At 66.8% G+C, this 26,801-nt stretch carries 32 protein-coding genes and 1 tRNA gene; 18 read left to right on the forward strand and 15 right to left on the reverse strand.

Annotated elements, in window-relative coordinates; genetic code table 11:
• Window positions 1–12 precede the first annotated feature (12 nt).
• Complete coding sequence (locus J0I47_RS06000) at window positions 13–1,377, forward strand: protein adenylyltransferase SelO (RefSeq protein ID WP_294045554.1); 1,365 nt, start codon at window positions 13–15, stop codon at window positions 1,375–1,377.
• A 42-nt stretch (window positions 1,378–1,419) separates the two neighbouring features.
• Window positions 1,420–2,832, forward strand: a complete 1,413-nt coding sequence (gene astD, locus J0I47_RS06005; RefSeq protein ID WP_294045555.1) for a succinylglutamate-semialdehyde dehydrogenase — start codon at window positions 1,420–1,422, stop codon at window positions 2,830–2,832.
• A gap of 158 nt (window positions 2,833–2,990) precedes the next feature.
• On the opposite strand, the gene J0I47_RS06010 is transcribed toward astD, so the two are convergent.
• The gene (locus tag J0I47_RS06010) at window positions 2,991–4,502 is read right to left on the reverse strand and encodes a replicative DNA helicase (protein ID WP_294045556.1); all 1,512 of its coding nucleotides are present in this window, start codon (window positions 4,500–4,502) and stop codon (window positions 2,991–2,993) included.
• A gap of 74 nt (window positions 4,503–4,576) precedes the next feature.
• On the opposite strand from J0I47_RS06010, the gene J0I47_RS06015 reads away from it, so the two are divergent.
• The 4 genes from J0I47_RS06015 to dcd all read left to right on the forward strand — a co-directional run bounded on the left by J0I47_RS06015 (window position 4,577) and on the right by dcd (window position 7,258).
• Window positions 4,577–5,059: a UPF0262 family protein gene (locus J0I47_RS06015; RefSeq protein WP_294045899.1), complete on the forward strand. Its 483-nt coding sequence runs from the start codon at window positions 4,577–4,579 to the stop codon at window positions 5,057–5,059.
• 2 nt (window positions 5,060–5,061) lie between these two features.
• On the forward strand, window positions 5,062–5,508 hold the full coding sequence (locus J0I47_RS06020) for a cytidine deaminase (protein WP_294045557.1): 447 nt from the start codon (window positions 5,062–5,064) through the stop codon (window positions 5,506–5,508).
• The gene (locus J0I47_RS06025) at window positions 5,508–6,638 is read left to right on the forward strand and encodes an NAD(P)/FAD-dependent oxidoreductase (protein ID WP_294045558.1); all 1,131 of its coding nucleotides are present in this window, start codon (window positions 5,508–5,510) and stop codon (window positions 6,636–6,638) included. The genes J0I47_RS06020 and J0I47_RS06025 overlap by 1 nt, the downstream gene beginning before the upstream one ends.
• 65 nt (window positions 6,639–6,703) lie before the next feature.
• Entirely contained in the window at window positions 6,704–7,258 is a 555-nt protein-coding gene (gene dcd, locus J0I47_RS06030) for a dCTP deaminase (RefSeq protein ID WP_294045559.1), read from the forward strand.
• 318 nt (window positions 7,259–7,576) lie between these two features.
• Here dcd and J0I47_RS06035 read toward each other — a convergent pair whose 3' ends face one another.
• From J0I47_RS06035 to J0I47_RS06050, 4 genes are all read right to left on the reverse strand, one after another.
• Window positions 7,577–8,002 (reverse strand): biopolymer transporter ExbD, encoded by a 426-nt coding sequence (locus J0I47_RS06035; protein WP_294045560.1) that lies wholly within the window; start codon window positions 8,000–8,002, stop codon window positions 7,577–7,579.
• 29 nt (window positions 8,003–8,031) lie between these two features.
• Complete coding sequence (locus tag J0I47_RS06040; RefSeq protein ID WP_294045562.1) at window positions 8,032–8,511, reverse strand: biopolymer transporter ExbD; 480 nt, start codon at window positions 8,509–8,511, stop codon at window positions 8,032–8,034.
• A gap of 90 nt (window positions 8,512–8,601) precedes the next feature.
• Window positions 8,602–9,402 (reverse strand): MotA/TolQ/ExbB proton channel family protein, encoded by an 801-nt coding sequence (locus J0I47_RS06045; protein WP_294045563.1) that lies wholly within the window; start codon window positions 9,400–9,402, stop codon window positions 8,602–8,604.
• Window positions 9,403–9,490: 88 nt separating this feature from the next.
• On the reverse strand, window positions 9,491–10,162 hold the full coding sequence (locus J0I47_RS06050; RefSeq protein WP_294045565.1) for an energy transducer TonB: 672 nt from the start codon (window positions 10,160–10,162) through the stop codon (window positions 9,491–9,493).
• Window positions 10,163–10,374: 212 nt separating this feature from the next.
• Here J0I47_RS06050 and J0I47_RS06055 point away from each other — a divergent pair, with 212 nt between their 5' ends.
• On the forward strand, window positions 10,375–11,184 hold the full coding sequence (locus J0I47_RS06055) for a hypothetical protein (RefSeq protein WP_294045567.1): 810 nt from the start codon (window positions 10,375–10,377) through the stop codon (window positions 11,182–11,184).
• A 108-nt stretch (window positions 11,185–11,292) separates the two neighbouring features.
• On the opposite strand, the gene J0I47_RS06060 is transcribed toward J0I47_RS06055, so the two are convergent.
• A complete protein-coding gene (locus J0I47_RS06060; protein ID WP_294045568.1) occupies window positions 11,293–11,664 on the reverse strand; it encodes a dihydroneopterin aldolase in 372 nt (123 codons plus the stop codon).
• A 129-nt stretch (window positions 11,665–11,793) separates the two neighbouring features.
• On the opposite strand from J0I47_RS06060, the gene J0I47_RS06065 reads away from it, so the two are divergent.
• The 4 genes from J0I47_RS06065 to J0I47_RS06080 all read left to right on the forward strand — a co-directional run bounded on the left by J0I47_RS06065 (window position 11,794) and on the right by J0I47_RS06080 (window position 14,794).
• The gene (locus J0I47_RS06065; RefSeq protein ID WP_294045570.1) at window positions 11,794–12,306 is read left to right on the forward strand and encodes an N-acetyltransferase; all 513 of its coding nucleotides are present in this window, start codon (window positions 11,794–11,796) and stop codon (window positions 12,304–12,306) included.
• Between the two features lie 129 nt (window positions 12,307–12,435).
• Complete coding sequence (locus tag J0I47_RS06070; RefSeq protein WP_294045571.1) at window positions 12,436–12,999, forward strand: DUF1285 domain-containing protein; 564 nt, start codon at window positions 12,436–12,438, stop codon at window positions 12,997–12,999.
• Window positions 13,000–13,007: 8 nt separating this feature from the next.
• On the forward strand, window positions 13,008–13,598 hold the full coding sequence (locus tag J0I47_RS06075) for a CoA pyrophosphatase (RefSeq protein WP_294045900.1): 591 nt from the start codon (window positions 13,008–13,010) through the stop codon (window positions 13,596–13,598).
• Complete coding sequence (locus tag J0I47_RS06080) at window positions 13,586–14,794, forward strand: CCA tRNA nucleotidyltransferase (protein WP_294045573.1); 1,209 nt, start codon at window positions 13,586–13,588, stop codon at window positions 14,792–14,794. The genes J0I47_RS06075 and J0I47_RS06080 overlap by 13 nt, the downstream gene beginning before the upstream one ends.
• Here the strand turns inward: J0I47_RS06080 and J0I47_RS06085 are convergent.
• From J0I47_RS06085 to J0I47_RS06095, 3 genes are all read right to left on the reverse strand, one after another.
• Entirely contained in the window at window positions 14,764–16,362 is a 1,599-nt protein-coding gene (locus J0I47_RS06085; protein WP_294045902.1) for a bifunctional diguanylate cyclase/phosphodiesterase, read from the reverse strand. The genes J0I47_RS06080 and J0I47_RS06085 overlap by 31 nt on opposite strands.
• 183 nt (window positions 16,363–16,545) lie before the next feature.
• Window positions 16,546–18,792: a DNA topoisomerase IV subunit A gene (gene parC, locus J0I47_RS06090; protein WP_294045574.1), complete on the reverse strand. Its 2,247-nt coding sequence runs from the start codon at window positions 18,790–18,792 to the stop codon at window positions 16,546–16,548.
• Window positions 18,793–18,824: 32 nt separating this feature from the next.
• Window positions 18,825–19,721 (reverse strand): LysR substrate-binding domain-containing protein, encoded by an 897-nt coding sequence (locus J0I47_RS06095; protein ID WP_294045576.1) that lies wholly within the window; start codon window positions 19,719–19,721, stop codon window positions 18,825–18,827.
• 116 nt (window positions 19,722–19,837) lie between these two features.
• On the opposite strand from J0I47_RS06095, the gene J0I47_RS06100 reads away from it, so the two are divergent.
• From J0I47_RS06100 to purC, 3 genes are all read left to right on the forward strand, one after another.
• The gene (locus J0I47_RS06100) at window positions 19,838–20,023 is read left to right on the forward strand and encodes a hypothetical protein (RefSeq protein ID WP_294045578.1); all 186 of its coding nucleotides are present in this window, start codon (window positions 19,838–19,840) and stop codon (window positions 20,021–20,023) included.
• A gap of 70 nt (window positions 20,024–20,093) precedes the next feature.
• Window positions 20,094–20,936, forward strand: a complete 843-nt coding sequence (locus tag J0I47_RS06105; protein ID WP_294045579.1) for an alpha/beta hydrolase — start codon at window positions 20,094–20,096, stop codon at window positions 20,934–20,936.
• A gap of 113 nt (window positions 20,937–21,049) precedes the next feature.
• Window positions 21,050–21,829, forward strand: a complete 780-nt coding sequence (gene purC, locus J0I47_RS06110) for a phosphoribosylaminoimidazolesuccinocarboxamide synthase (RefSeq protein WP_294045580.1) — start codon at window positions 21,050–21,052, stop codon at window positions 21,827–21,829.
• 149 nt (window positions 21,830–21,978) lie between these two features.
• Here the strand turns inward: purC and J0I47_RS06115 are convergent, their stop codons facing one another.
• Window positions 21,979–22,128, reverse strand: coding sequence for a hypothetical protein (locus J0I47_RS06115; protein WP_294045582.1), 150 nt, complete (start codon window positions 22,126–22,128; stop codon window positions 21,979–21,981).
• A 166-nt stretch (window positions 22,129–22,294) separates the two neighbouring features.
• Here J0I47_RS06115 and purS point away from each other — a divergent pair, with 166 nt between their 5' ends.
• Window positions 22,295–22,537 carry a phosphoribosylformylglycinamidine synthase subunit PurS gene (gene purS / locus J0I47_RS06120; protein WP_294045583.1) on the forward strand — a complete coding sequence of 81 codons (243 nt, stop codon included), beginning with the start codon at window positions 22,295–22,297 and terminating at the stop codon, window positions 22,535–22,537.
• On the forward strand, window positions 22,534–23,202 hold the full coding sequence (gene purQ / locus J0I47_RS06125; RefSeq protein ID WP_294045585.1) for a phosphoribosylformylglycinamidine synthase subunit PurQ: 669 nt from the start codon (window positions 22,534–22,536) through the stop codon (window positions 23,200–23,202). The genes purS and purQ overlap by 4 nt, the downstream gene beginning before the upstream one ends.
• Before the next feature lie 7 nt (window positions 23,203–23,209).
• Here purQ and J0I47_RS06130 read toward each other — a convergent pair whose 3' ends face one another.
• On the reverse strand, window positions 23,210–23,989 hold the full coding sequence (locus J0I47_RS06130; protein ID WP_294045587.1) for a queuosine precursor transporter: 780 nt from the start codon (window positions 23,987–23,989) through the stop codon (window positions 23,210–23,212).
• A gap of 59 nt (window positions 23,990–24,048) precedes the next feature.
• Here J0I47_RS06130 and J0I47_RS06135 point away from each other — a divergent pair.
• Both J0I47_RS06135 and J0I47_RS06140 read left to right on the forward strand, forming a co-directional pair.
• Window positions 24,049–24,125 (forward strand) — tRNA-Arg (locus J0I47_RS06135).
• 249 nt (window positions 24,126–24,374) lie between these two features.
• Window positions 24,375–24,755, forward strand: coding sequence for a hypothetical protein (locus tag J0I47_RS06140; protein WP_294045589.1), 381 nt, complete (start codon window positions 24,375–24,377; stop codon window positions 24,753–24,755).
• 301 nt (window positions 24,756–25,056) lie between these two features.
• Here J0I47_RS06140 and J0I47_RS06145 read toward each other — a convergent pair whose 3' ends face one another.
• The 4 genes from J0I47_RS06145 to J0I47_RS06160 form a co-directional block, all read right to left on the reverse strand.
• Window positions 25,057–25,401 carry a RusA family crossover junction endodeoxyribonuclease gene (locus tag J0I47_RS06145; RefSeq protein ID WP_294045591.1) on the reverse strand — a complete coding sequence of 115 codons (345 nt, stop codon included), beginning with the start codon at window positions 25,399–25,401 and terminating at the stop codon, window positions 25,057–25,059.
• 157 nt (window positions 25,402–25,558) lie between these two features.
• On the reverse strand, window positions 25,559–26,134 hold the full coding sequence (locus J0I47_RS06150; RefSeq protein WP_294045592.1) for a DUF6680 family protein: 576 nt from the start codon (window positions 26,132–26,134) through the stop codon (window positions 25,559–25,561).
• Complete coding sequence (locus J0I47_RS06155) at window positions 26,135–26,416, reverse strand: hypothetical protein (RefSeq protein ID WP_294045593.1); 282 nt, start codon at window positions 26,414–26,416, stop codon at window positions 26,135–26,137.
• Window positions 26,417–26,419: 3 nt separating this feature from the next.
• Window positions 26,420–26,734 (reverse strand): hypothetical protein, encoded by a 315-nt coding sequence (locus J0I47_RS06160; RefSeq protein WP_294045594.1) that lies wholly within the window; start codon window positions 26,732–26,734, stop codon window positions 26,420–26,422.
• Window positions 26,735–26,801 lie beyond the last annotated feature (67 nt).

Raw genomic sequence — 26,801 nt, forward strand, 5'->3', positions numbered from 1 at the left:
CCATATCGCCGCATGTCCGCTCGCCCGCAAGCATATCGCCCCGAAACCGCGATCCTCGACCTGGGCGATGCGTTCTACGATCCGGTCGCGGCGGCCGATTTTCCGCAAACGATCCTGCGCTTCCGCAACGATCGCGCGGCGGCGGAGGTCGGGCTCGACGGCTTGAGCGATGCCGAATGGATCGCGCATTTCGGGCGGTTCGCGCCGCTCGACGGGTCGCTGCCGCGGCCGCTGGCGCTGCGCTATCACGGGCATCAGTTCCGCGTGTACAATCCCGACATCGGCGACGGGCGCGGGTTCCTGTTCGCGCAGTTGCGCGATCGGGCCGGGCGACTGATGGACCTGGGGTCCAAGGGATCGGGAAAGACGCCGTACAGCCGCTTCGGCGACGGTCGGCTGACGCTGAAGGGCGGCGTGCGCGAGATCCTGGCGACCGAGATGCTGGAGGCGCTGGGCGTGCCGACCTCGCGCACCTTCTCGCTGATCGAGACCGGCGAGGCGCTTGAGCGCGGCGACGAACCCTCGCCGACGCGCTCGGCGGTGCTGGTGCGGCTGAGCCACGGCCATATCCGGATCGGCACGTTCCAGCGGCTCGCCTATCTGCGCGACAATGCCGGGCTGGCGGCGCTCACGGCCTATGTGCTGCGCCATTATTACGGCGAGGAAGCGGGCGACGACGCGGCCGTTCGCCTGCTCGACCATGTCGTCGATCGCACCGCGACGCTCGCCGCGCGCTACATGGCGGCGGGATTCGTCCATGGCGTGCTCAATTCCGACAACATCAACGTCACCGGGGAAAGCTTCGATTACGGCCCGTGGCGATTCGTCCCGAATTGGGACCCGGGCTTCACCGCGGCCTATTTCGACCACGCCGGGCTCTACGCCTTCGGTCGCCAGCCGGAAGCGATCCATTGGGACGCGATGCAACTGGCGGTGTCGCTCCGCCCGATCGCCGAGGCCGAACCGATGATCGCAATGCTCGACACGTTCGGCGAGCGCTACCAGCGCGCGGTCGGCGAGGCGCCGGTGTGGCGGCTGGGACTGATCCCGCGCGACCCCGCCGAGAATCGCGCACTGGTGCAGGCGATCGAGGGCCCGCTCCGCGCGACGGCGACTCCGATCGACCGCTTCTTCTTCGACGCGTTCGGCGGCGATCTGCCCGCCGGCTATGGTGCCGAGTGGGATACGGCCCGCGCAGCCCTCGCGCCGTACCGACCGCGCAAGGATCGCTCGCATCCCTATTGGTCTGACGCACCCTGTTCGATGCTGATCGACGAGGTCGAGGCGATCTGGGCGGCGATCGACCGTCACGACGATTGGGCGCCGCTCTACGCCAAGATCGCCGCGATCCGCGAAATGGGCGACGCCCTGCGCTAAGGCGTGGCGCTCGCGCGAAAAATCGGTCAGACAGGCGATCGCATGCCCGACACGATCATTTCCCACGAACCCGCGACCGGTGCCGAACTGTGGCGGGGAGCGATCGGCGATGTCGAGACCGAGGTCGCCACCGCGCGCGCCAGCTGGGCCGACTGGGCCGCCAAGCCCGTCACCTTCCGCATCGAGACGCTGCGCCGCTACGCCAATGTCGTCCGTGCCAACGCCGACACGCTGGCCGACACGATCGCGCGCGAGACCGGCAAGCCGTTGTGGGAAGCGAAGACCGAGGTCGAATCGGTCGTCGCCAAAGTCGATATCTCGGTCAGCGCCTATTCGGAGCGGACCAGCCAGCGCCGGCTCGATTCGCCGATGGGCAGCCGCATGGCGCTGCGCCACAAGCCACACGGCGTGCTCGCGGTGCTCGGGCCGTACAATTTCCCGGCGCACCTGCCCAACGGCCACATCGTTCCCGCGCTGATCGCGGGTAACGCCGTGGTGTTCAAGCCGTCGGAGAAGACCCCGGCGTCGGGCGCGATGCTGGTCGGCTTCCTGCGCGAGGCCGGCGTGCCCGAGGGGTGCGTGCGGCTGCTGATCGGCGGCCCCGACGAGGGCAAGGCGCTGGCGGCGCATGACGGGATCGACGGGCTGCTCTTCACCGGCTCGGCCCCGACCGGCATCGCGCTCAACCGCCAGTTCGCGACGCGGCCCGAAAAGATTCTGGCGCTGGAGATGGGCGGCAACAACCCGATCGTGGTGTGGGACACGCCCGACCTGCAACAGGCCGCGGTGCTGGTGGTGCAATCGGCCTTCACCTCGGCTGGTCAGCGCTGCACCGCCGGCCGCCGGCTGATCGTCGACGAGAAGCTGGCCGACGCGCTGATCGGCGAGATCGAGCGGATCGTCGATCGCATCATCGTGGGCGCCCCGCACGACGAGCCGGCGCCGTTCATGGGGCCGGTGATCGACAACCACACCGCCGACATGTTGGGCGAGAGCTTCCTCGAACTGATGCTGCGCGGAGCCAAACCGATCCGGCACTTGCAGCGGCCCGATCCCGATCGCCCGTTCCTGCGCCCCGGCATCCTCGACGTGACGATGCTCGACGAGCGGCCCGACATCGAATTGTTCGGCCCGATCCTGCAAGTCGTCCGCTGCGACCATTTCGACGCCGCGATCGCGGAGGCGAACAACACCCGCTATGGCCTGTCGGCGAGCCTCGTCAGCCAGGAACCGGACCTCTATAACCGCTTCTGGGCGAACATCCGCGCCGGCATCGTCAACTGGAACAAGCCGACCAACGGCGCCAGTTCCTCCGCTCCGTTCGGTGGGGTCGGCTGGTCGGGCAACCACCGCCCGAGCGCCTATTACGCGGCGGATTATTGCGCGTACCCGGTCGTGTCGAACGAAGCCGACGCCGCGCGTGCCGCGATCGGGGTGGGATTGCGGGATATCTAGCTTGAGGGGCGATTTAAACCTCGGCCCCGTCGACGCCGCCTGCGGCGTCACTCAGGACAGGCTCGTGCCGGGATTCACGGGCCGCGCGTCCAGCGCAAGAACATCGACGCTCCGCTGGCGGCTTGGTGGATGCCGGGACAAGCCCGGCATGACGACGACTACTCGTAATTCGACGGCCCGAACCCATCGCCCGCGTAATCGCTGAACCGCGTGATCTCCGGCTCGAACTTCAGCGTCACCTTGCCAGTCGAGCCGTGGCGCTGCTTGGCGACGATCAGCTCCGCGAGGCCGTACACGCGCTCCATGTCCATCTGCCACTTGGCATGGTCCTCGAAGACCTTGCTGTCGTCACCCTCGACCGGTCGCTTTGGCTCCTTGGCCGCGACGTAATAATCCTCGCGATAGACGAACAGCACGACGTCGGCGTCTTGCTCGATCGAGCCCGATTCGCGCAGGTCCGACAGCTGCGGGCGCTTGTCCTCGCGGCTTTCGACCTGGCGGCTGAGCTGCGACAGCGCCAGCACCGGGACGTTCAAGTCCTTCGCCAGCGTCTTCAGCCCACGGCTGATCTCGGAGATTTCCTGCACACGGTTGTCGCTCGCGCGGTTGCCGCTGCCCTGGAGCAGCTGGAGGTAATCGACCACCACCATGCCGATACCGTGTTCGCCGTGCCGCCGCTGCAACCGCCGCATCCGGGTGTGCAGCTGGCCGATCGTCAGGCCGGCGGTGTCGTCGATCACGAACGGCAGGTTCTGGAGCTCGCCGGCAGTCACCACCAGCCGGTCCATCTCCGACTGGCTGATCTTGCCCATGCGCAGGTCCTGGCTCGAAATCCGCGCCTGTTCCGCCAGCACGCGAGTCGCGAGCTGGTCGGCCGACATTTCGAGACTGAAAAACGCGACCTTGGCGCCGATCCGCTGCTTCGGGTCGATCCCGTCCATCTCGTCCTGCATGAACCGCTGTGCCGCGTTGAACGCGATGTTGGTCGCGAGGCTGGTCTTGCCCATGCCCGGACGCCCGGCGAGGATGATGAGGTCGGAGCGGTGGAACCCGCCCATCTTGGCGTTGACCGACGACAGGCCGGTGGTGACGCCCGACACGCCGCCGCCCGAATTGAGCGCGCGGTCGGCCATCGCGATCGCGGCGGTGGTCGCCTGGGCGAAGGTCTTGACCGACGATTCGGCGCCGCCGTCGGCCGCGACCTTGAACAATTCCTCCTCGGCCGCCTCGATCTGCGCGCGCGGATTGACCTCCTTGGAGGTGTCCATCGCCTTGTCGACCAGGTCGCGCCCGACCTCGATCAGCGTGCGGAGCATCGCCAGGTCGTAGATCTGCTGCGCGAACTGGCGCGCGCCGATCAGGCCGGCGCCCGACCCGGTCAGCCGCGCGAGATAGCCCGGCCCGCCGAGCTCCTTCATCGCCGGATCGGCCTCGAACATCGGGCGCAGCGTGACCGGAGTCGCGGTCATCTCGTGCTCGCGCAGCGACTTGATCGCCTTGAAGATGCGGCCGTGCAGCGGCTCGAAGAAATGGTCGGGAACCAGCTTGTCGATCTCGTCGGCGATGCGATTGTCGATCATCATCGCGCCGAGCAACGCCGCCTCCGCCTCCACGTTCTGCGGCAGGGTCGGCGTGTCTGTCGGGGGTACGGATTGAATCGCGGTCGCCATGCTTGCGCTTCTACGCCCCTCCCCGATCCGCTCAACTGTGGATAATCCAAATGGATGGGGATAAGCGCCGGATCGTGGCCGACCAGCGCATCAAGGGGATCACGCTCGACGAGCGGACGATCATGTGGCGCAACGCCGATGTCGAGCAGGAACGCCGCATCGCGATCTACGACCTGATCGAGGACAATTCGTTCGCGCCGGCGCGCGACTATCCGGACGGCTATGCCGGGCCGTATTTGCTGAACCTGGCGGTCGAGGAAGGGCGGCTGGTGCTGGCGTTGTCGCGCGAGGACGGGACCGCGCTGGAGACGTTCATCCTGTCGCTCGGCACGCTGCGGCGCCCGATCCGCGACTATTTCGCGATCTGCGACAGTTATTACGACGCGATCCGCACCGCGACGCCCGACCGGATCGAGACCGTCGACATGGCCCGGCGCGGTATCCACAACCAGGCGGCCGAACTGCTGATGACGCGGCTGGAGGGCAAGATCGCGGTCGATTTCGACACGGCGCGGCGGCTGTTCACGTTGATCTGCGTGCTGCACATTCGGGGATGACGATGACGGATGACACGAGCCCGACCGGGCGACTGATCGTGGCGGCACGGGCGGCAGCGGCGAACGCCTGGGCACCCTATTCGCGCTTCTCGGTCGGGGCGGCGCTGCTGATGCGCGACGGCTCGCTGGTGACCGGCGCGAACGTCGAGAATGCCAGCTACGGCCTGTCGCTCTGCGCCGAGACGGTCGCGGTCGCCAGCGCCGCCGCCGCGGGGCGGATACGCGAGGTGGTCGCGGTCGGCATCGTCGGCGGAATGACGGGCAAGGATGCGATCGAGCCGGTACTGCCATGCGGGCGCTGCCGCCAGGTGCTCAACGAAGCCGCCCAGGCCGGCGGTCGCGACCTCACGGTCTATTGCTCGGGCCTGACCGGCGGTCCGATCGTCGAGCATCGGCTCAGCGACCTCCTCCCCCACGCCTTCGGCCCGGCCAGCCTGGGCATACTGTAGTGCCGCGGCGAGCGGTCGTGCTGGGCGCCGGCATTGCCGGGCTGACCGCCGCGATCGCCTTGCGGCGCGCGGGCTATGCGGTGACGGTCCACGATCGCGCACCGACGCTCGACCCGGCCGGTGCCGCGCTGAGCCTGTGGCCCAATGCGATGCAGGCCCTGTCACTGATCGGTGCGGCGGATCGCATCGGCACGGAGGCGGCCCCGATCGCAAGCATATCGTCGGCTCGCCGTGACGGCCGGCCGATCTTCGGTCCCCTGCGGATCGACGCCGTCATCGCTGGCGGCGAGGCATACCTCCCGACCCGCACCTTCCTGCAAAATTGCCTGCTCGATGCGCTCGGCGATGTGCCGATCCAGCTCGGGCAGGAACTCGATACGATCGAGGACATCGACACTCGCCCGGTCGTCCGGCTGGCCGACGGCACCCGCATCGTCGCCGACTTGGTGATCGACGCGACCGGCATCTGGTCGGCGACCGCGACGCGTTTGATCGGCAATCCGCCGACCTATCGCGGATATGGCGGCGTCATCGCCCTGTCCGACGCGCTGCCGCCGCTGCCTCCCGGTTGCTCGTCCGAGTTCTGGGGCGAGGGCGAACGGTTCGGTCTGTTCGATGCCGGCGGCGGGCGGCGATACTGGTTCTACATGCGCAACCAGCCGGCCAATGCGACGATCGGTCTGTCCGACGTCAGGGCTCGCACGAGCGGCTGGCCCGCGGTCGTGACCGATTCGGTGGCGGGCACGGCGGCGGCGGCGCTGATCCCGTTCGCGATCCATGCGCGCGGTCTGCCCCGTCGTCTCGGCGCCGGCCGCGTGATCTGCGTCGGTGACGCGGTGCATGCGATGGAGCCCAATCTGGGCCAGGGCGCCTGTCAGGCGATCGAGGACGCGGCGGCGCTCGCCATGCTGGCGCCCCGATGCGAGCCCGACGCGTTGCTGCCCGCGTTCGAGACGGCGCGGCTGGCCCGGATCCGGCGCTTCATGCGGCGTTCCCGCAGCGGCGGCTATGGCGCGCATGGCGGCGCGCTGACGCGAACGGCGACGCGCCTGGTTTTCGGGATGATCCCGCCGGCCGTCCAGCGCCGGATGATGGCCGGCATGTTGACGCTGCCCGATTATGCGCCATGACGCCCGATAGCCTCGTTCCGCCCGGTCGTGCCCGGCGGCGGGGAGATGACGCAGGGAGTGGTAGCATGTCGATCTTGTCGGACCGCTGGATTCGCGAAGCGGCGCAGACCCGCGGCATGATCGAGCCGTTCGTCGAGGCGCAGCGGCGCGAGGGCTGCATCAGCTACGGCCTGTCGTCCTACGGCTACGACGCGCGCGTGGCGAACGAGTTCAAGATCTTCACCAACGTCGATTCGGCGACGGTCGATCCGAAGGATTTCGCCGCCAACAGCTTCGTCGACCGCAAGACCGACGTCTGCATCATCCCACCCAACAGCTTCGCGCTGGCGCGGACCGTGGAGTATTTCCGCGTGCCGCGCGACGTGCTGGTCATCTGCCTCGGCAAGTCGACCTATGCGCGATGCGGGATCATCGTGAACGTGACCCCGCTCGAACCCGAATGGGAGGGGCACGTGACGCTCGAATTCTCGAACACGACGCCGCTGCCGGCCAAGATCTACGCCAACGAGGGAGCGTGCCAGTTCCTGTTCCTGCAAGGCAACGAACCGTGCGAGACCAGCTACGCCGACCGCGCGGGTAAATATATGGGCCAGCGCGGGGTGACCCTGCCGCGACTCTAGGTTCGGGTCGGCGGCCAAAGTTGACAAACTTGACGGGGGTACGGGCGTGATCGCCGCGCGGATCGGTCACGATCTCGTCTGGCGTGACGGTGGCTCTGTCGACGCAACCCGGCCCCCGTGCCATGCGGCAGATGACGGAGAATCATCCCGCCGTTTGCCGTCGCAGGCGTACGCCGCCATGGTTTCGCGAAGTCTAGCCATCTCGGCCAGCCTGGCGAACGAAAACCTACATTGAAAGCCGGCGTTCGGACGCTCTAACGAACAGGGGCGGCCGCTCGCGCGACCGCCCCCGATTTGGTGCCGTCCGTTACCGAAGCGTCAGAAGGCGCTGCCGTATTGCTCGTTGCCGATGAAGCCGAGCTTGCTGACGCCCGAGCGCTTGATGATCGCCAAGACCTTGTCGACCGTCTCGTAGCGCGCTTCCGGGTCGGGCTGGAAGTGCAGCTCGGGCTCCGGCGTCTTCTGCAGGCTGGCCTGAAGATAATCGGGCAGCTGCTGCTCGGTCACCGGCTGGCCGTTCCACGTCATCTGATCGTTCGGATAGATGATGAGCTTGTTCTTGTCGGGCTCGACCGGGGGCGCCGGGTTGTTGGTGTTGACCGGCAGGTCCACCTTCACCGCGTGCGTCTGGATCGGAATGGTCATGATGAACAGGATGAGGAGCACGAGCAGGACGTCGATCATCGGCGTCATGTTCATGTCCATCATCGGCGAGCCGTCATCCTTGCCGCCACTCATTGCCATGTCGAATTAACTCCTGATTCTGGGGCGACTTAGGACTGGATCTGGTCCTTGGGCGGCGGCTCGGAAATGAAGCCGACCTTGATGAACCCGGCCGACTGCATCGTGTAGATCGCCGCGCCGATGCACTTGTACGGCGTGTTGACGTCGCCGCGGATGTGCACTTCCGGGATCTTGTCCGGATCGATCGGGCCCGCCGCCTTCAACCGCTCGATGTCCGCCTTCATCTTCTTCGACGCGAAGTCGTAGAGTTCCTGGTGGGTCATCTTGGTCATGTTGCGATAGACGCCGCAGCTGCCGTCATCCTCGCGCCGGATCGACAGCGAGACGTTCTCCGGCTTGGTCGTGGTCGGTTCGTTGACGACCTTCGGCAGCTTGAGCTTGATGTTCTGCACCACCGCCGGGACGGTGATGATGAAGATGATGAGCATGACCAGCATGACGTCGACGAGCGGCGTCGTGTTGATATCGGACATCGGGGCATCGCTTGATCCACCGGTGCTGATCGCCATTGAGCTATCCTATCCTTACTTCGATTTCGCCCCGGCCGCGTTGCCGGGGCGAAGCGGCGGACGAGCCGTTCCCGTCCGCCGTGACGGTGCTTACGCCTTGGTGGCGGGGTTGGCGGCCGTCGTGTTGGTGGTCGTCACCGGCTTCGCCGTGGTCGAGGCCGGCGCGGTCTGCGCCTTGCGCTGCGCCGGGGTCGGCTTCACCGCGCCGTTCGACGCCAGGTAGCCCAGCACGTCGGTCGAGAAGGCCGACAGATGCTCGGCGATGCCCTTGTTACGGCGCTGCAGCCAGTTGTAGGCAAGCACCGCGGGAACCGCGACGACCAGACCGAAGGCGGTCATGATTAGCGCTTCACCGACCGGACCGGCGACCTTGTCGACCGACGCCTGACCCGAGGCGCCGATGTTCAGCAGCGCCTTGTAGATGCCGACGACGGTGCCGAACAGACCGATGAACGGCGCGGTCGCGCCGACCGTCGCCAGGAACGACAGGCCGTTGCCGAGCTGCGAGTTAATCATGTCCTCCGAGCGCGACAGCGAGCCATGGAGCCAGTCGTGCGCCTCAACCGGATCGGTCAGGCGGCTGTGCTGCTCCTGCGCGGCCAAGCCGTCGTCGACCAGCTGCTTGTAGGCCGAGTTCTTCTCGAGCTTGGCGGCGCCTTCGCGCAGCGAGTTCGAGTTCCAGAAGGTCGCGCGGACGCGGCGGCCCTGGTTGATGACCTTCTGCTGCTCGAACACCTTCGTGAAGAGGATGTAGAGCGTGAAGAACAGCATCACGGCCAGGATGACCGCGACCGCCCACGAGATGAAACCGCCCGTCTGGAGCGCGTTCAGGACGCCGAACTGTTCTGCGCCGCCGCCCGAGGCACCGGCATTAAGGATGGAGATGCTCATCGATGTCGTTCCTTACCAAAAGATCAAAAGCGTTTCGTAACCTCTCGACGGAGCGGGCCGCGACCGCGACCCGCCCGCCTGCATTCAATCACTCGCTCGGCAGCACCCAGCGGACCGGCAGCGTGTAGCTGGACGCGATCGGGTTGCCCGCCTCGTCCTGCGCCGGAGTGAAGCGCACACGGCTCTTCGAGATGCGGCAGACCGCCGAATCCAGCGCGCTGTTGCCGCTCGACGACGTGATCGAGCAGTCCGTCACGCGGCCGTCGGTGCCGATCGACAAGCGAGCGACCACGCGACCCTGCGCACCGGCACGGATCGCCTCCGGCGGATAATTGTCCGGACCGAAGAAGTTGGCCGGGTTACCGCGCAGACCGGCAGCCTTCGACTGGCGCGGCGCGGGCGGCGGAGCCGGCGGCATCGGCGGCACGGGCGGAGCCGGCGGCGCGACCGTCGGCGGCATCGGCGGAGCCGGCGGCAGTGCCATCGGCGCCGGCACCGGCACGGGCGGCGGGAATGCCGTCGGCACGGTCGGCGGCGGCGGTAGGTTCGGCTGGTCGGGCGGCGGGGGCGGCGGCTTGTCCGGCGGCGGCGGCGGCGGCGGCGGCGCCACGTCGAACGTATTAAGCTTCTTCTGGACCTGCTCGACGACGTTCATCGCCAGGCCGGTCACGAACGCGTAGCCGAACGCCGCAACGATGATCGACACGACGACGATCGCTACGATGCGGCTGCCACTGGTATCACGATCAGCGTATGCCATTCAGAAAATCAACTCCTTCTTCCCCGCCCTGCTGCGTCACGTTAACCTTTGCCGGTGTAACCGGTTCGGTGGCGTCAGGCCGGGTAGAGCCCAAGTCTCTATCGCCAGCCACGGAACGACGCAAACGCTTTGTCGGACGCAACAAACGTACAATCGTGGCATGGCAGAATTATTTCTGTTGCCGTTCATGTTGGATCGTTAACGTCGCCGGGATGACCCGCGTTCCGCTGCCCCCCCCCGCTGCCCTGATCCTCGCCCTCGCCGTTCCGGCCGTCGCGCAGACGCCGCCGCCCGCGCCGAGCTACGCCTATGCCGACCTGGCCGACCTGGCGATCAAGGCGCCGATGGTGATCGACGGCGCGGTGCGCAGCGTGGCGCGGATCAAGCCGGCCGAGGCGGCCGGGCTCGCGCCTGGAATGTCGCGATATTACATTACCTTAGATGTGGCGGCGCTGATCCGTGGCGGCGACGCGATCCCGCCCCGCGTCGGCTATGTGCTGGACGCGCCGGCCAATGCCGTACCGCGCAAGAAACAGCGCGTGCTGGTCTTCGCCCGGCCCGTCGCGACGATGCCCGACCAGGTGCAGCTGGTCGAGAATAACGGCCAGCTCGCGTGGAGCCCGACGACCGAGGCCACCGTTCGCAGTCTTGCGCAAGACGTCGCCTCGACCAAATCGCCGCCCGCGATCACCGGAATCGGCAATGCCTTCCATTCGCCCGGCACATTGCCTGGCGAGGGCGAGACCCAGATTTTCCTGACGACGCGCGGCGGACCCGTCTCGCTCAGCATCACGCGGCGGCAGAACGAATCGCCAACATGGACCGTGGCGCTGAGCGAGGTGGTCGGCGACGCGCTCCCGCCGCCCCGGCGCAACACCTTCCTGTGGTATCGCCTGGCGTGCGGCCTGCCCGCGGCCGTGCCGAACAGCCTGCTCGCCCAGCTCGAACCCGGCGACGCGGCGGCGGTGCGCGAGGATTACGCCTTCGTGCAGAGCCAGCTGGGCCCTTGCCACGCCTCTTGATGAAACGGCGGCGGCCCGCTTCCCCACCCGACCGCCCAGACATTCTACCTTATGGGCGGTCGGGTGGGGGAGCGGGCCGGCGCCGCATCGCGTTGTGAAACGCGAAACCTACTTCCGGTGTCGGACCAGGCTGATCCCGATCGATTCGCCGGCTTCGGCGATCGCGAGCTTGACGATCTTCACCTCGACCCGCGCGACGCGCCTGTCGCCGAGGAACAGCGTCTCGCAGATATGCTCGGCGACCGCCTCGACCAGCTTGAAATGGACGCCGGCCGGCAACGCAGTCGTCGCGGCATGTTTCAGGTCGAGATAATTCTTCGATTCGCTCAACGGCGAATCAGGATCGAATCGCCCCGGCAGGTCGAGATCGACCGTCACCGAGATCCGCAGCGGCTGCGGCAGGTGCGTCTCCTCGGAATAGATGCCGGTCAGCACCATTACCTCGAGATCGTGGACATGCAGTTGCAGGCGGTCGGTCATGGTGCGCGCCCCTGCCCGCCCGACGCCCGACGATCAACCCCGCCGGTGACGGAGTTCGCTTGTAAACGCCGCCGTTCGGCGTAAAGCGCCGCGCCTTTGGGTCGTCTTTGGCCGAATGTAGGAAGAACGTTGCCCGAATTCGTGCCGATCGTTGACGCCGACCCCGCCGCCGTCGAGGCGTTGCTGGACCGTGCGTTCGGCCGCGACCGGCACCAGCGGACCGCCTATCGCCTGCGCGCCGGCGTGTCGGCGATCCCCGAGCTGAGCTTCGCCGCGATCGAGGACGGCGTCCTGATCGGCACGATCCAGTGCTGGCCGGTGACGCTGACCGCCGATGACGGGATGCACCATCCGCTGGTGCTGGTCGGCCCGGTCGCGGTCGCGCCGGAGCGCCAGCGCGGCGGGCTGGGCAAGGAGCTGATGCACCTGGCGCTCGATACCGCGCTCGAACTCGGGCTGGACGACGCGATGACGCTGGTCGGCGACCCCGAATATTACGGCCGGTTCTGGGGCTTTTCCGCCGAGGCGACCGGCAGCTGGCGCCTGCCCGGTCCGGTCGAGGCGCGCCGCCTGCTCGCGCGCGGGACGAACGTGCCGGCGGTGGCGGGCGCGCTGGGGCCGCGAGTGGTCGTGGCGGCCTAACGAGCCGTGCTCCTGCGAAAGCAGGAGCCTAGGGCCAGGAACGGCACAGCGCGTGGCCCTGGATTCCTGCTTTCGCAGGAATATGGGTGGCGCCTTTACCTCCGCCCCCGCCTGCCCTAGCCGATTCCCATGCCGATGGAGCCGCCGCCCGACCTCGCCAGCCTGTCGCTCGCCGACATCGCGCGGGCGGCGGCCGAGCATCGCCTGCCACCGGTCGAGCGCTGGCACCCGACCCATTGCGGCGACAGCGAGATGCGGATCGCGCGCGACGGCACGTGGTATCACCAGGGCTCGCCGATCGGGCGGGTGGAGATGGTGCGGCTGTTCTCCACGATCCTGCGCCGCGAGCCCGACGGATCGTTCGTGCTGGTGACTCCGGTCGAGAAGCTGGACATCGCGGTCGAGGATGCGCCGTTCGTCGCGGTCGAGATGAAGGCCGAGGGCGACGGCCGCGACGGCCGCCTCGCCTTCCGGCTGAACACCGGCGAGCTGGTCGCGGCCGGCCCGGCGCATCCGTTGCGGTTCGATCAGGGCGAGGACGGCCCCCGCCCGTATCTCCATGTCCGCGGCGGGCTGGAGGCATTGGTCGCGCGATCGGTCTATTACGAGATCGCCGAACGCGCGCTGATCGGTGACGACGAGCCGCCCGGCGTGTGGAGCGACGGCGCCTTCTTCGCGCTGGCGACGGCATGACGTGGGTCCTGTCGCTGGCCGAGCGGTTGCGCGCCGCGCTCGATCATCCGCATCTGCCCGAGCTGCTGCCCGGCGACATGGGCGACGTGCCGGCGGACATGCGGCACACGCCCGCGGCCGTGCTGGTCGCGGTGACCGATCGCGCCGAACCCGGGCTGATCCTGACCCAGCGGACCGATACGCTGCGCCGTCATGCCGGGCAGATCGCCTTTCCCGGCGGCCGGATCGACCCCGGCGATGCCGATGCCGCCGCCGCCGCCTTGCGCGAGGCCGAGGAGGAGATCGCCCTGCCCCGCCACGCCGTCGCCGTCGTCGGTGCAGCCGATCCCTACGTCACCGTTACCGGATTCGCGATCACGCCGATCGTCGGCGTGATCCCGCCCGATCTGCCCTACCGTCCCAACGAAGCCGAGGTCGCCGACGTGTTCGAAGTGCCGCTCGCGTTCGTGCTCGACACCGTCAACCAGGTCCGCGCGAGCGCCGAGTGGCAGGGGCGGACGCGGCATTATTACGAGATTCGCTGGGGCGAGCGGCGCATCTGGGGCGCGACGGCGGCGATGCTGGTCAACCTGTCGCGGCGGCTGCGATGGGCGGCGTGATCCTGCCCCCCGCTGCGTGGCGCGAGCGGCCGGGGCTCGCCCGGCTGATCGCGGCGCTCGGCCCCGGCACCGCGCGGATCGTCGGCGGCGCGGTGCGCGACACGCTGCTGGGACAGGACACCGCCGACATCGATCTCGCGACGACGCACGATCCGCAGGCGGTGATCGCGTTGCTGGAGGCCGCGCGGATCAAGGCAGTGCCGACCGGCATCAAGCACGGCACGATCACGGCGGTCGCCAACGACGAAGTGTACGAGGTCACGACGCTCCGCCGCGACGTCGAGACCGACGGCCGCCACGCGACGGTCGCCTTCACCGACGATTGGCGCGAGGATGCGGCGCGGCGCGACTTCACGATCAACGCGCTCTACGCCGACCCCGCGACCGGCGCGGTGTTCGATTATTTCGGCGGGCTCGGCGATCTGGAGCGGCGCCACATCCGCTTCATCGGCGACCCGCTGGTGCGGATCGCCGAGGATCACCTGCGCATCCTGCGCTTCTTCCGGTTCCTGGCGCGATTCGGCGATTCGCCCGATCCGGTGGGGCTGGCCGCGTGCACCGCTCGCGCCAACGACCTGATGGCATTGTCGCGCGAGCGGATCGCCAACGAGTTGTTGCGCCTGTTGGTCGCGCCGCGCGCGGTCGAGGTCGTCGCGCTGATGCTCGCGCACGGCATCCTGACGCCGGTGCTGCCGGAGATCGTTGACACGAGTTTGTTGGCCCGCGTCGTGGAGCTTGAGGAAGCGGCCGAGTTGCCGCCTGATCCGATACGACGGCTTGCCGCACTCATGTCTCGGAATGCCAAGGCGGCCGAAGATGTAGGATCGCGCCTCAAGCTGTCGAACGCGCAACGTAAGCAATTGTCGTCGGCCATGATCCCGTCGTTCGGATCACCGCATGAGTTGGCCTATCGTTTCGGCCGGCAGGCTGCGACCGATCGCTGGCTTCTAACGATCGAGGAAAACTTCGATGCCGTTATCGGAGCGCGGCATCTTCAGAACATGAAAATACCCGTCTTTCCGCTAACGGGCGGCCAGCTCGTCGCGCGCGGGATCACCGCGGGGCCGGACGTCGCACGCACGCTGCGCGCGATCGAGGATCGCTGGATCGCCGAAGGCTTCCCCGATGCGGTCCGCGTCGGCGTCATTGCCGACGACGCGGTCGCTCAGACGTTGGCGGCCATCAGGAAGGCATAGGCCGCGTCGGCCTCGAGCGGCTTCGCATAGGCATAGCCTTGGCCGTAGGTGCACCCCAGCGCCGCCAGCGTCTGGCCGAGCTCGTTGGTCTCGATCCCCTCCGCCGTCGTCTGCATGCCGAGCGCCTGGGCCAGGCTCAGGATGGCGCGGACGATCGCGATCTTGTCGCGATCAGCGAGCATGCCGGTCACGAAGCTGCGGTCGATCTTGAGCACGTCGATCGGCAGCTTCTGCAGGTAGGCGAGGTTCGAATAGCCGGTGCCGAAATCGTCCATCGCCAGCGTCGTGCCGAGCTGCTTCAGCGCCTGCATCGTGTCGGCGACGCGCGCCGGATCGGCGATCAGCGCGCTTTCGGTGAGTTCGAGCGTGAAGCGGCTGCCCGGCAGGCGGTGCGCCATCAGCGCGCGCTCTACCGCCGGCGCGATGTCGTCGCGGTGGAGCTGGATCGCCGACAGGTTGACCGCGAACTTGACCCCGCACCCGCCGCCCGCGCGCACGTCCCACGCGCGCAGCGTCTTCGCCGCCTCGTCCAGCGCCCAGCGACCGAGCGGGACGATCAGCCCCGATTCCTCGGCGACCGGAATGAACTGGTTGGGCGAGATTTCCTCGCCGCTCTCATTGGCCCAGCGCGCCAGCGATTCGAACGCGACGACACGCCCCGACGACAGGTCGCAGATCGGCTGGTAGGTCAGCCGCAGCGCGCCGTTCTCGATCGCGCGGCGCAGCTCGGTCTCGATCCCGAATTGCGTGCGCGCCGCGTCGAACGCCTGGGTCTGGTACCATTCGGCATGGCCCGAACTCTTCGACCGCTTCACCGCGAACTGGGCGTGGCGAATCAGGTCCTCGGGATCGGCCAGGTCGTCGGTGCCGAACGCGATGCCGATCGCGCAATCGACCCGGATCTCGAAGTCCGACATGCGGAACGGCGTCGCCAGCGCGCGTTCGATCCGGCGCGCGACCTGATCGGCCTCGGCCGGCCCGTCGTCGATCTTCATCAGGATGCCGAATTCGTTGCCGCCGGTGCGCGCCAGCGTGTCGGTCGCCCGCAACGCCCCCTTCAGCCGCCGCGCGACGGTGATAAGCAGCTCGTCGCCCGCCAGACTGCCGAGGCAGGCATTGACGCGGCTGAACCGGCTGAGGTCGATGATGAGGACGGCGTGGCGGGTCGGATCGTCGGAGAGGTTTTCCTCGATCAGCTCGGCGAACCCCGTGCGGTTGGGCATGCCGGTCAGCGAATCGGTGACCATCTCGCGCCGAAGATTGCGTTCGGTCCGCAGTTCGCCGGTATAGTCGACCAGGGTCACGAGCGCTTCGCCCGGCGCGGTGGTTCGTCGGGCCAGCGTGACCTGGAAGTATCGCCGGTCGACCGCTTCGCCGACTTCCCACGGGAATTGCTCGCGCTCGCTATCGCCGGTGACCAGCGCGACGATCCGCTTGCGCTGGTCGGCGACCAGCCGCGATGGCTCGCCCGGCGCGCCGAGCCCGGCGGCGCGGAACGGCCGGTTGGCGGCGGTGATCGCGATATCGCCGTCGATCAGCTTGAGCAGCGCGACCGGCATCGGGAACATCTCGATCGCGCTGATCGCGTCCGACACGTGGCGCGGGTGCGGGGCATCGTCCGCGGGCGCGATCTCGGCCAGCGGGGGCAGTTCGATGCGGGCAGGTCCAAGCGCCATCGCCATTCTGGGTAGCGGACACTGGTTAAGGCGAGATAAAGCGCGTTACCGGCGCAAACCGATTTTACCGTGATGTCAGAAGCGGTTGTCGCGCGGGAAACCATTCGGCGGCATGCGGCCGGCGGCACCGCGCGCGGTGCGCCACGGTTGCAGGTCCGCCTCCGTCCGCACCCGCCCGCTATCGCCGCCCATCGCCCAGCTCAGCCCGTCGGCGAAGCGGAACGTGATCGCATCGGACAGCCCGCCGTCGCGATAGCGTTGCAACTGCACCCCCTGCCCCTTCGCCAGTTCCGCGACCTCGGCCATCGGGAACACCAGCAGCTTGCGATTGTCGCCGATCGCCGCGACGTAGTCGTGTTCGGGACGGATCGGCTTGACCAGCTTGAGCCGGGCCCCGGCGCGCGGGTTGACCACGCTCTTGCCCTTGCGCGTCTCGGCAATGGCGTCGGCGGCCTTCAGGATGAACCCGCGCCCGTCCGATGCCGCGACCAGCAGCCGCTCCGCCTCGCTCGCGCGGAACAGTGCGACGATCGGCACGTCGCCGTCCAGGTCGATCATCAGCCGCACCGGCTCGCCGAACCCGCGCCCGCCCGGCAGCTTGTCCGCCGCCAGCGTGTAGAACCGCCCGGTCTCCGCCGCGAGCAGCAGCTTGTCGGTGGTCTGTGCGTGGAACGCGAAGCGCGGGCCGTCGCCTTCCTTGAATTTCATCGCGTCGGCCGAGGCGAGTTCGACATGCCCCTTCATCGCGCGAATCCAGCCGCGCTGCGACAGGATGACGGTGATCGGCTCGCGCTCGATCATCGCTTCCAGCGGAATCTCGCGCGCCGGCGCCGCTTCCTCGATCGTCGTGCGCCGCTTGCCGAGCACGGTCTCGGGGCCGTAGCGGTCGCGGATCTTGCCCAGGTCGCGCTTCAGCCGCGTGCGCTGGCGGGCGTCGCTCGACAGCAGCAGCTCGAGCTCGCCTTTCTCCTTCTCCAGCCCGTCGCGCTCCCTGCGCAGCTCCATTTCCTCGAGCCGCCGCAACGACCGCAGCCGCATGTTCAGGATTGCCTCTGCCTGGCGATCGGTCAGGTCGAACTCGGCGATCATCACCGGCTTCGGCTCGTCCTCGGTACGGATGATCTCGATCACGCGGTCGAGGTTGAGGTACGCGATGATGTAGCCCGCCAGCAGCTCCAGCCGGTCGGCGATCTTGTCGAGCCGGTGCTGCGACCGCCGCCGCAGCACGACGAACTGGTGATCGACCCACGCCTGCAACGCTTCGGTCAGGCTCATGACGCGCGGCGTGCGGTCCTTGTCGAGCACGTTGAGGTTGAGCGGCACCCGCGTTTCGAGGTCGGACAGCCGGAACAGGCTCTCCATCAGCGTGTCCGGATCGACCGTGCGGGTGCGCGGTTCGAGCACGATGCGGATGTCCTCCGCGCTTTCGTCGCGGACGTCGGCCAGGATCGGCAGTTTCTTGTCGTTGACCAAAGCGGCGATGTTCTCGATCAGTTTGCCCTTCGACACGCCGTACGGGATTTCGCTGACCACCAGGTGCCAGCCGCCACCCTTTTCGGTCACGCGTTCGATCCGCGCGCGGGTGCGGAAACTCCCCCGGCCGGTGGCATAGGCTTCGGCGATCGCCGCCGGGCTGTCGACGATCACGCCGCCGGTCGGCAGATCGGGGCCCTTCACGTAATCGAGCACGTTGGCCTGGGCGTTGTCGATCAGCGCGATCGCCGCGTCGAGCAGTTCGGCGGCGTTGTGCGGCGGAATGCTCGTCGCCATGCCGACCGCGATCCCCGCCGCGCCGTTCGCGAGCAGGTTGGGGAACGCGCCCGGCATCAGCTCGGGTTCCTGTTCCTCGCCGTTATAGGTCGGGCGGAAGCCGGTCGCGTCCTCGTCCAGCCCGTCCATCAGGTCGATCGCGACCTGCGTCAGCCGCGCCTCGGTGTAGCGATAGGCGGCGGCGTTATCGCCGTCGATATTGCCGAAATTGCCCTGCCCGTCGACGAGCGGATAGCGCAACGCGAAGTCCTGCGCGAGCCGCACCATCGCGTCATAGACCGACGCGTCGCCGTGCGGGTGGTACTTGCCGATCACGTCGCCGACCACGCGCGCCGACTTCTTGTACGCCCCCGCCGGGTCCATCCGCAGCAACCGCATCGCCCACAGCAGGCGACGGTGCACCGGCTTCAACCCATCGCGCACGTCGGGCAGCGACCGCGCGGTGATCGTCGACAGCGCATAGACGAGGTACCGCTCCGACAGCGCGCTGTCGAACGGCGCGTCGAGCACGCCCACCGGAGGATTGTCGGGAAGGTCGGTCGTGGAAGCCATCGCTCGCGATTAGAGGGTAACGCGGCGCATCGCTAGACCGGGCTCGGCACGTCGCGGGCGAGTTCGGCGATCAGCCAGTCGCGGAAGCGTTTGATCTTGGCCACCCCGCGCCGCGCCTCGGGATAGACCAGCCAATAGGCATAGCCGCGCGTCGATACCTGATCGAACGGCCGGATCAGCTTCCCCTGCGCCAGGTCGTTGCGCCAGAAGAACGGCGTCAGCATCGCCACCCCCTGCCCCGCCATCGCCGCATTGCCCTCATGCGCCTGGCTGTCGAGCCGCACGCCGACGCGCGGCGGTCCGTCGGGCACGCCGACCCCCGCCTCGCGCAGCCAGTGCGCCCACCACGGATCGTGCGGGCTGAGCTGCGGCACGCGCAGTAGGTCGTACGGCGCGCGCAGCCGATGGCGCTCGGCGAAATCGGCGCTGCACATCGGGGTGAAGTCGATCGCCAGGATCTTTTCCGCCGCCAGCCCCTCCCAATCGCCACGGCCGGAGCGGATGCCGACATCGGCCTCGTCGCTGGCGAAATCGGCCATCGCCTCGTTGGTCAGCAGCCGCACCGCCATTTCCGGGTGCGCCATCTGGAAGCTGCCCAGCCGCCACACCAGCCATGTGTTGGCAAAGGTGTTGGTGGTCGAGACATTGAGCACACTGGCATCGTCGGCGCGCACCGCGGCGAAGGCGGCGTCGATCGCGTCGAACGCGCGCGTGACGGGGGCGGCGGCGCGGCGCCCCGCCTCGGTCAGCACCACACGCCGCTTCTCGCGCCGGAACAGCGGGGCGCCGAGCCGCTCCTCCAGCACCTTGATCTGATAGCTGACCGCCGCCTGGGTCATGCCGAGCTCGGCAGCGGCGCTGGTGAAATTCTCGTACCGCGCGGCGGCCTCGAACACACGGACGGCGGCAAGGGGCGGCAGGCGACGCATAAGGCATCGATAAGCTCGCCTTGTCGATCCTGTCCAACGATTTGTTGGCGCCGCGCAACGATCATCGGCATATCACGATGGCTAGCGACACCCCATGACCGAAGAAGGAACCGACCATGCGCGACGATTTCCTGCGCGGCGACTGGGCCGCCGACCACCGTCACCTGACTGTCACGATCGATAAGCTGGTGCGTGATATCGCTCGCTTCGTCGGCGACACGTTCGATGCGCTGACTCGCCAGCAATTCGACGCGCCGTGGCAGCGCCGCTGGCGGCAGGTGCGGATCAAGCCGGTCCGTTGATTCCCGGCGCGGTCGGGCCGCCGCGACGATCGAGCTTGCGCTCGGCCCCGTCCTGGCGTCTGACCCGACGATGCCGAGCACGACCAGCTTCGTCCCCCTGACCTGGGCTGACCTGACGTCGCGCCCACGCCCTATGCCGCAGGCGACGATCGCTTATGGCCCCGACGATTATCAGAAGGTCGACCTCTGGCTCCCGGACTCGCCGGGCCCGTTCCGCACCGTCGTGATGGTGCATGGCGGCTGCTGGACGACGAGCATAGCCGACCGCCACCTGATGGACTGGGCCGCCGACGACCTCCGCCGGGCCGGCTATGCCGTGTGGAACATCGACTATCGCGGGGTCGATCGCCCGGGCGGCGGCTATCCGGGGACGTTCCTGGATGCGGCGGCCGCGACCGACGCCTTGCGCGGTGAGGCGGCGCGCCATCATCTCGACCTCCGCCACGTCGTCGCGGTCGGGCACAGCGCCGGCGGGCACCTCGTCTTGTGGCTGGCGGCGCGCCATCGCCTTCCGGAGACCAGCCCGCTCCGCACACCCGCCCCGCTGCCGATCGCCCATGTCGTCAGCCTCGGCGGTCTGCCCGATCTCGAAGCGACCGCGGCGAGCCCTGACAATGGCTGCGGCACCGACGTCATCGCCCGCCTGGTCGGCGACCCCGGCCCCGCAAGGCCCGACGTCTACGCCGACACCTCCGTCCCGCGCCTCCTCCCGATCGGCATCCCGCAAGACCTGGTCAACGGCCGCGAGGACGCCATCATCCCCTACCGACTCGCCACCGACTACATCGCGAAAGCGGGCGCAGAAGCAACGCTCCACACCGTCTCCGACACCGGCCACGTCGAACTCATCACACCCGGCACCGCCGCCTGGAGTACGGCAAAGCGTCTGATCGCCACCGCCTTCGCATGCTGAATCCCTCTTTCGTTGCGCAGCCGCGCGCTTTCCTGTAACCGCGCGGCTTCCCGCCCCGGCGCGCTCCCTTGCGTGGCCGGGGCCGCTCATTTTTGATGAAGGGTAGCGCCACGATGGCACGCCGCCGCCAGATCTACGAGGGCAAGGCCAAGATCCTGTACGAGGGTCCCGAACCCGGCACGCTGATCCAGTATTTCAAGGACGACGCCACCGCGTTCAACGCCCAGAAGAAGGGCACGATCAACGGCAAGGGCGTGCTCAACAACCGCATTTCCGAGCACATTTACACCCTGCTCGGCATGATCGGCGTGCCGACCCACTTCATCCGCCGCCTCAACATGCGCGAGCAGTTGATCCGCCAGGTCGAGATCGTGCCGGTCGAGGTGATGGTGCGCAACGTCGCGGCGGGATCGCTGTCGAAGCGCTTGGGGATCGAGGAAGGCACGCAGCTTCCCCGCACGATCATCGAATATGCCTACAAGTCGGACGAGTTGGGCGATCCGATGATTACCGACGAGCATATCGCCGCGTTCGGCTGGGCGAGCCAGGAGGAGATGCACGACATCGCCGACCTGGCGATTCGGGTGAACGATTTCCTGTGCGGCCTGTTCGCCGGGATCGGCATCCGCCTCGTGGACTTCAAGCTCGAATTCGGGCGGATCTGGGACAATGATTACGGTCGCATCATCCTGGCCGACGAGATCAGCCCCGATTGCTGCCGGCTATGGGACATGAAGACCAACGAGAAGCTCGACAAGGACCGCTTCCGCCGCGACCTGGGCGGCGAGGTCGAAGCGTATCAGGAGGTCGCGCGACGGCTCGGCCTGTTGCCAGATGGCGGCGAGAATGCCGTGCTCGACATGGAAACGCACCGGCTGAACCGGGGAAAGTGACGACGCCGCTTAAAGCCGACCGACATTTAGCTCGTCATCCGCGCAGGCGGGGATCCATATTTGGCCATACTCACGGCTTTGAGCCGCACATCCGCCAACTCTGGGTCCCCGCCTGCGCGGGGATGACGCTTCAGGGATTGGGTCGCCCCTTAGTCCTTCACGCGATACCCGCAGATGATGCCGAAGATGAAAGCGCTGGCCAGCGACAGCTTCACCCAGCCTTGCGGATCGCTCCACCCGAAATAGTCGCCGCCATAGGCAAACAAGGCGACGAACATGACCATCGCCAGACCGGCCATGTCCCCACTCCCCACCGTCGGCGCACGACCAGCCGCCCGCCCGCACCCGAAAGGCTGCGCCCGGCGCGTTAACGAAGCGTGAAGCTTGCGACGAACCGCGCCTGCCGCCATAGGGGCGGCGTTCCCGCCAGCCCTCCAGCGAAAGCGATTCCATGAAGGTCCGCCCATGAAGGTCCGCATCGTCGTCACCCTCAAGCCCGGCGTGCTCGACCCGCAGGGCAAGGCGATCCACAAGTCGCTCGACGGGCTCGGCTTCACCGGCATCAACGACGTCCGCGCCGGCAAGGTGATCGAGCTCGACGTGGCCGACGGCACCAGCGACGCCGACCTGGACGGCATGTGCCGCAAGCTGATCGCCAACACCGTGATCGAGAATTACCGGATCGAGCGGCCGGAAACCGCGGCATGAAGCCCGCGGTCGTCGTCTTTCCCGGCTCCAATTGCGACCGCGACCTGGCGGTGGCGATCGCGGCGGTCGGCGGGCGCAAGCCCGCGATGGTGTGGCATGCCGATAGCGAGTTACCCGACGGCACCGACCTGATCGCCCTGCCCGGCGGCTTTTCCTATGGCGACTATCTGCGCTCGGGCGCGATGGCGGCGCGGTCGCCGGTGATGCGCGCGGTCGTCGAGGCGGCGGGACGCGGCGTCCCCGTGCTCGGCGTGTGCAACGGCTTCCAGGTGCTGACCGAGGCGGGATTGCTGCCGGGAGCGCTGATGCGCAATGCCGGGCTCGACTTCGTCTGCCGCGACGTCGCGCTGACGGTCGAGAACGCCCAGAGCGCCTTCACCAGCCGCTATGCCGCCGGCGAGACGATCCGCATTCCGGTCGCGCACCATGACGGCAATTACAATGCCGACGCCGACACGCTCGACCGGCTCGAGGGCCAGGGCCGCGTCGCGTTCCGTTATGTGGGACAGGTCAACGGCTCGGCACGCGACATCGCCGGCGTGCTCAACGACGCCGGCAACGTGCTCGGCATGATGCCTCACCCCGAACGCAAGATCGAGTCGGCACATGGCGGCGACGACGGCCGCCGGCTGTTCGAGGGGCTGCTCGAACTGGTCGGGGCCTAGCCTCGGCCTACACCCGCGCGCGAAACGGCGAGAAGTCGGTGCCGCGATCGTACACGTCGATCCCCTCGCGCCGCTTCAGGAAATTGACGACGAGATAGGTGAACGGGGTCAGCAGGACTTCCCAGCCCACCTTGAGCAGAAACTGGCTGAGCATCACCGCCAGCATCGCAGCCACCGGCCAGTCGGGCGCGCCGTAAAAGGCCAGCGGGTAGAAGATCAGGCTGTCGAACGCCTGCGCGACCACGGTACTGCCGATCGTCCGCGTCCACAGCATCCGCCCCCGCGTCAGGATCTTGAGCTTCGCCAGCACGAAGCTGTTGGCGAACTCGCCGACCCAGAATGCGGTCAGCGAGGCCAGGATGATACGCAGCCCCGTCGCGCCCGCCGCGCTGACGAACACCGACTGGCCGAACACATGTTCGTACGCCGCCTGCCCCTTCCAGTCGCTTGCGGGGGGCAGTGCCACCACCACCTGCTCCATCACCGCCATGAAGATCAGCGCGCCGAACCCCGCCCACACGCACCGCCGCGCCCGGGCATAGCCGTACACTTCGGTCAGAATGTCGCCGATCACATAGCTGACCGGAAAGAACAGGATCCCCGCCCCGAACGGCCATGGGCCGATCACCGGCAGGTCGATCACCGCCCGCTTGCCCGCGCCGATCACGTTCGACAGCAGCAGGATGACGACGAACGCGACCATCACGAAATCGAAATAGCGGAAGTGATTGCCCGCCAGCGCGCCGGCATCGACGGCACGCGGCCGATCCTGATCCCCCTCGGTCATGGCCGCGGTTATGATCGCTGTTCCGCCCGCCCGCAATCCGCGCTAGGCGCATCCGCGACGCGCCCGTAGTTCAACTGGATAGAGCACGAGCCTTCTAAGCTTGGAGTTGCAGGTTCGAGTCCTGCCGGGCGCGCCACTTTTCAATTACTTAGCTGGGATGCCGTCGATTTCTGGCTCAGAGCTGGCACATTTTTCCTTCTGGCCGAACGTGCGCTCTCAATGGCAGTTGGAACCTACCACGTCACACTTGGCGATTTCCAGCTCTAGTTTCCGGAAGCTGTCCACTCGCGAGAGCTCAGCGATCGCGAGTGAGACGAGCCCGTTTGGCGTAACTCTAAATCTTGCTAAATGAGCGACAGGGCTATGTTGAACTCGGGGGAGCATCTTGCGGCTGAATATGTGGGCGCGGTTGGGGATCGTCGCAACGGGCCTCTGGCTCATTGGCGGGACAGCGTATTTTCATGTGACGACGATGGACCAGCGGTACGATTTCTCGATGAAGCTGGAGAAGCTGTGCCTGGACGGCTACGATCGGCTGGAGAGGCAATACCCTTCAATGGACTACTCCAAGGAACAGGGAAACTGCGTTACCGATGCCGAGCAATACCTGCGCTCAGAGACCCCCGCGTCAGAAGTTCTGAAGCAATCTTTTTTCGGAACGGCCATAATCGGTGCAATAGCGTGGGTGCTGATCGGGATAGCAATCGCGTTGACGCGCTGGGTATTGCGCGGGCGGCAGACGCAAGGAGGATCGCGTGGGACCTAAGAAGGGGACGAAAGCGTACCGCGAAGAGTATATCCAGGTCGTTTATGGCATCAGTCGGGAAACGAAGACCGTTCGATCCGTGTACGTGCAGCGCAATGGCGTTCTTTCCAGCATGAACCGGGACGGCACCTCGATACGGCACCCCATCAAGCCCGGTTGGACAGCCGAGCGAGAGGCCGGATTGATCTTTGGTCTCACTGACACTTTCATGACCCCGGTCGGTCTGAGCTCAGACGAATTTACGAAGAGGCGGCTCGCCGAACTAGAAGCCAAGGCACACGCGATGCGAGACGAAGAGCTGTCAGGATAGAGGCCACACCTTCATTTCGACGCGAGGGTGATTGCGATCGACGCCCTTCATCAAATGCAGGTCCGTGATCTGCCCGTCATCAAGCCACAGGATGCCCGTGAGAGCGTCTAGAAGCGCTTTAACGTTGTCGATGTCGCGGTTGCGCCTGTCGGGCCACCAGAGCTCAATTTCGACGGCTAGCGCGCCTTCTAGGGGTCTTCCCCTATGCTGCTGGCGGGCTTCCCACCCGATCGCTTCTTTCGCCCGCTTGGCGCGCGGGTCCATGAAGCGGCGACCCTGCCCCTGAATGTAGAGGTGGTTCGTCGTTGGCGGCAGCGTTTGGAGGGTGAGCTTCAAGCTCCCCTAAGCGTACCATGCCGGTCGGGCGGCTCCGACGTTCTCAAACCGCCAGAGCCGCCCTCACCGCGGCGCGTTTCTCAAGCCACGCCGCGGCTGCCATTACATATGCGCGTCATCGCTGGCTGGGGTATTCCCCTTTTCGGGTATAGCCAGATCAGCCTTTTTCGCCGATCCTCGGAGACGGGGACGCCTCTACCGGCTCCGGTCGCAAGAGTTCGGTCTGCTGGCGTAGAATATTGGCGATGTCCGCCATGGCAATCTGCGATGCCACGAGGATGTTGTCCCTCATGATATAGGCGTCGGCCGCGTAGCCGCTGGTCTGGATGTCAGTTTCCGCGAGCTTGAAGCCGGCCTCCTTCATCGCTTCGAAGATGAGCTTCGTCTGCTTGGCGCCGTGCAGCTTTTCGTGCGCCTCCTTGTTTTCCTCGCTGGGCTTGAAGCGAACATGCTCGATGTAGTCGTGCCACGCTGCCATGACGGCCTTGCTGCTATTGAACTCAGCGGGGATTAAATTGATCGCAGTGGAGTAGGTGGCATCGCCCACCAGATGCCGAGAAGCAAGCAGCATACGGATGATCTGGTGTCGCGCGTCGTGGCGCTTTCGCTTGCCGTCAACGATCAGCGTGATGACGACAGCGACGATCGGTCCAATGAGGATACCGGCTAAGCTGATCCATTCACTAAACTTCAGGCCCCAGTAGAGCGTTTCCGGCACAGTGGCTGGCGGCATTTACCCCTGATCCTTCCGCAATTTGTAAGTGAGCATCGCCCCGAAGCTCTTCACGTTCGGATCGTCGCACTCATTGAAGAGCTGGTAAAGGCGCGGGTTGGTCAAGCCGTCGAAGCGCTTGGCGAGACGTGCGTATGAAAATGTCGGTCGCCCGTCGCGCTTCTGCTCATCGTTGAGGCGTGAACGGAACCGCTCGACAAGCTCTTCTCGTTCATTACGCGGCAGGCCGATTTTTCGATCGCGCGGCCGGAATTTCTCACTGTAGCTAGGCGGTAAATCCATAGGTCAGGAGAGGTTTGCTACGAATTGCAGTAAGGCTTCCGATCCTTCGTCCGGGCTCCACTTCAGAAAGGGTATGCCGAACCGGCCGCACATATCGCGAAAGAGCTTCTGCCCGTCTCGAAGTGCCCTCGTGGTCGTAGGCTTCACCTCGACGAAACCCGCGATCTCTCCATCGCGAAGGATCGCATAGTCCGGATAACCTCGACGTGAAAATTCGATGCCGGCGGATTTTAATAAATGAGCAGCTTCAAACTCTGCGATATTGAGAGCGTATCCTGCTCTCCTGAGCTCTTTTCGATTAGCTCGATCTAATTGCATGTTTTCTTTGTTAGATTTTGGGTTGCGTCCCCTACCCCACGTCGGCGCAAGGTAGGAAACGCAGTCT

The sequence above is a fragment of the Sphingomonas sp. genome (assembly GCF_017304635.1).
Classification (GTDB): domain Bacteria; phylum Pseudomonadota; class Alphaproteobacteria; order Sphingomonadales; family Sphingomonadaceae; genus Sphingomonas.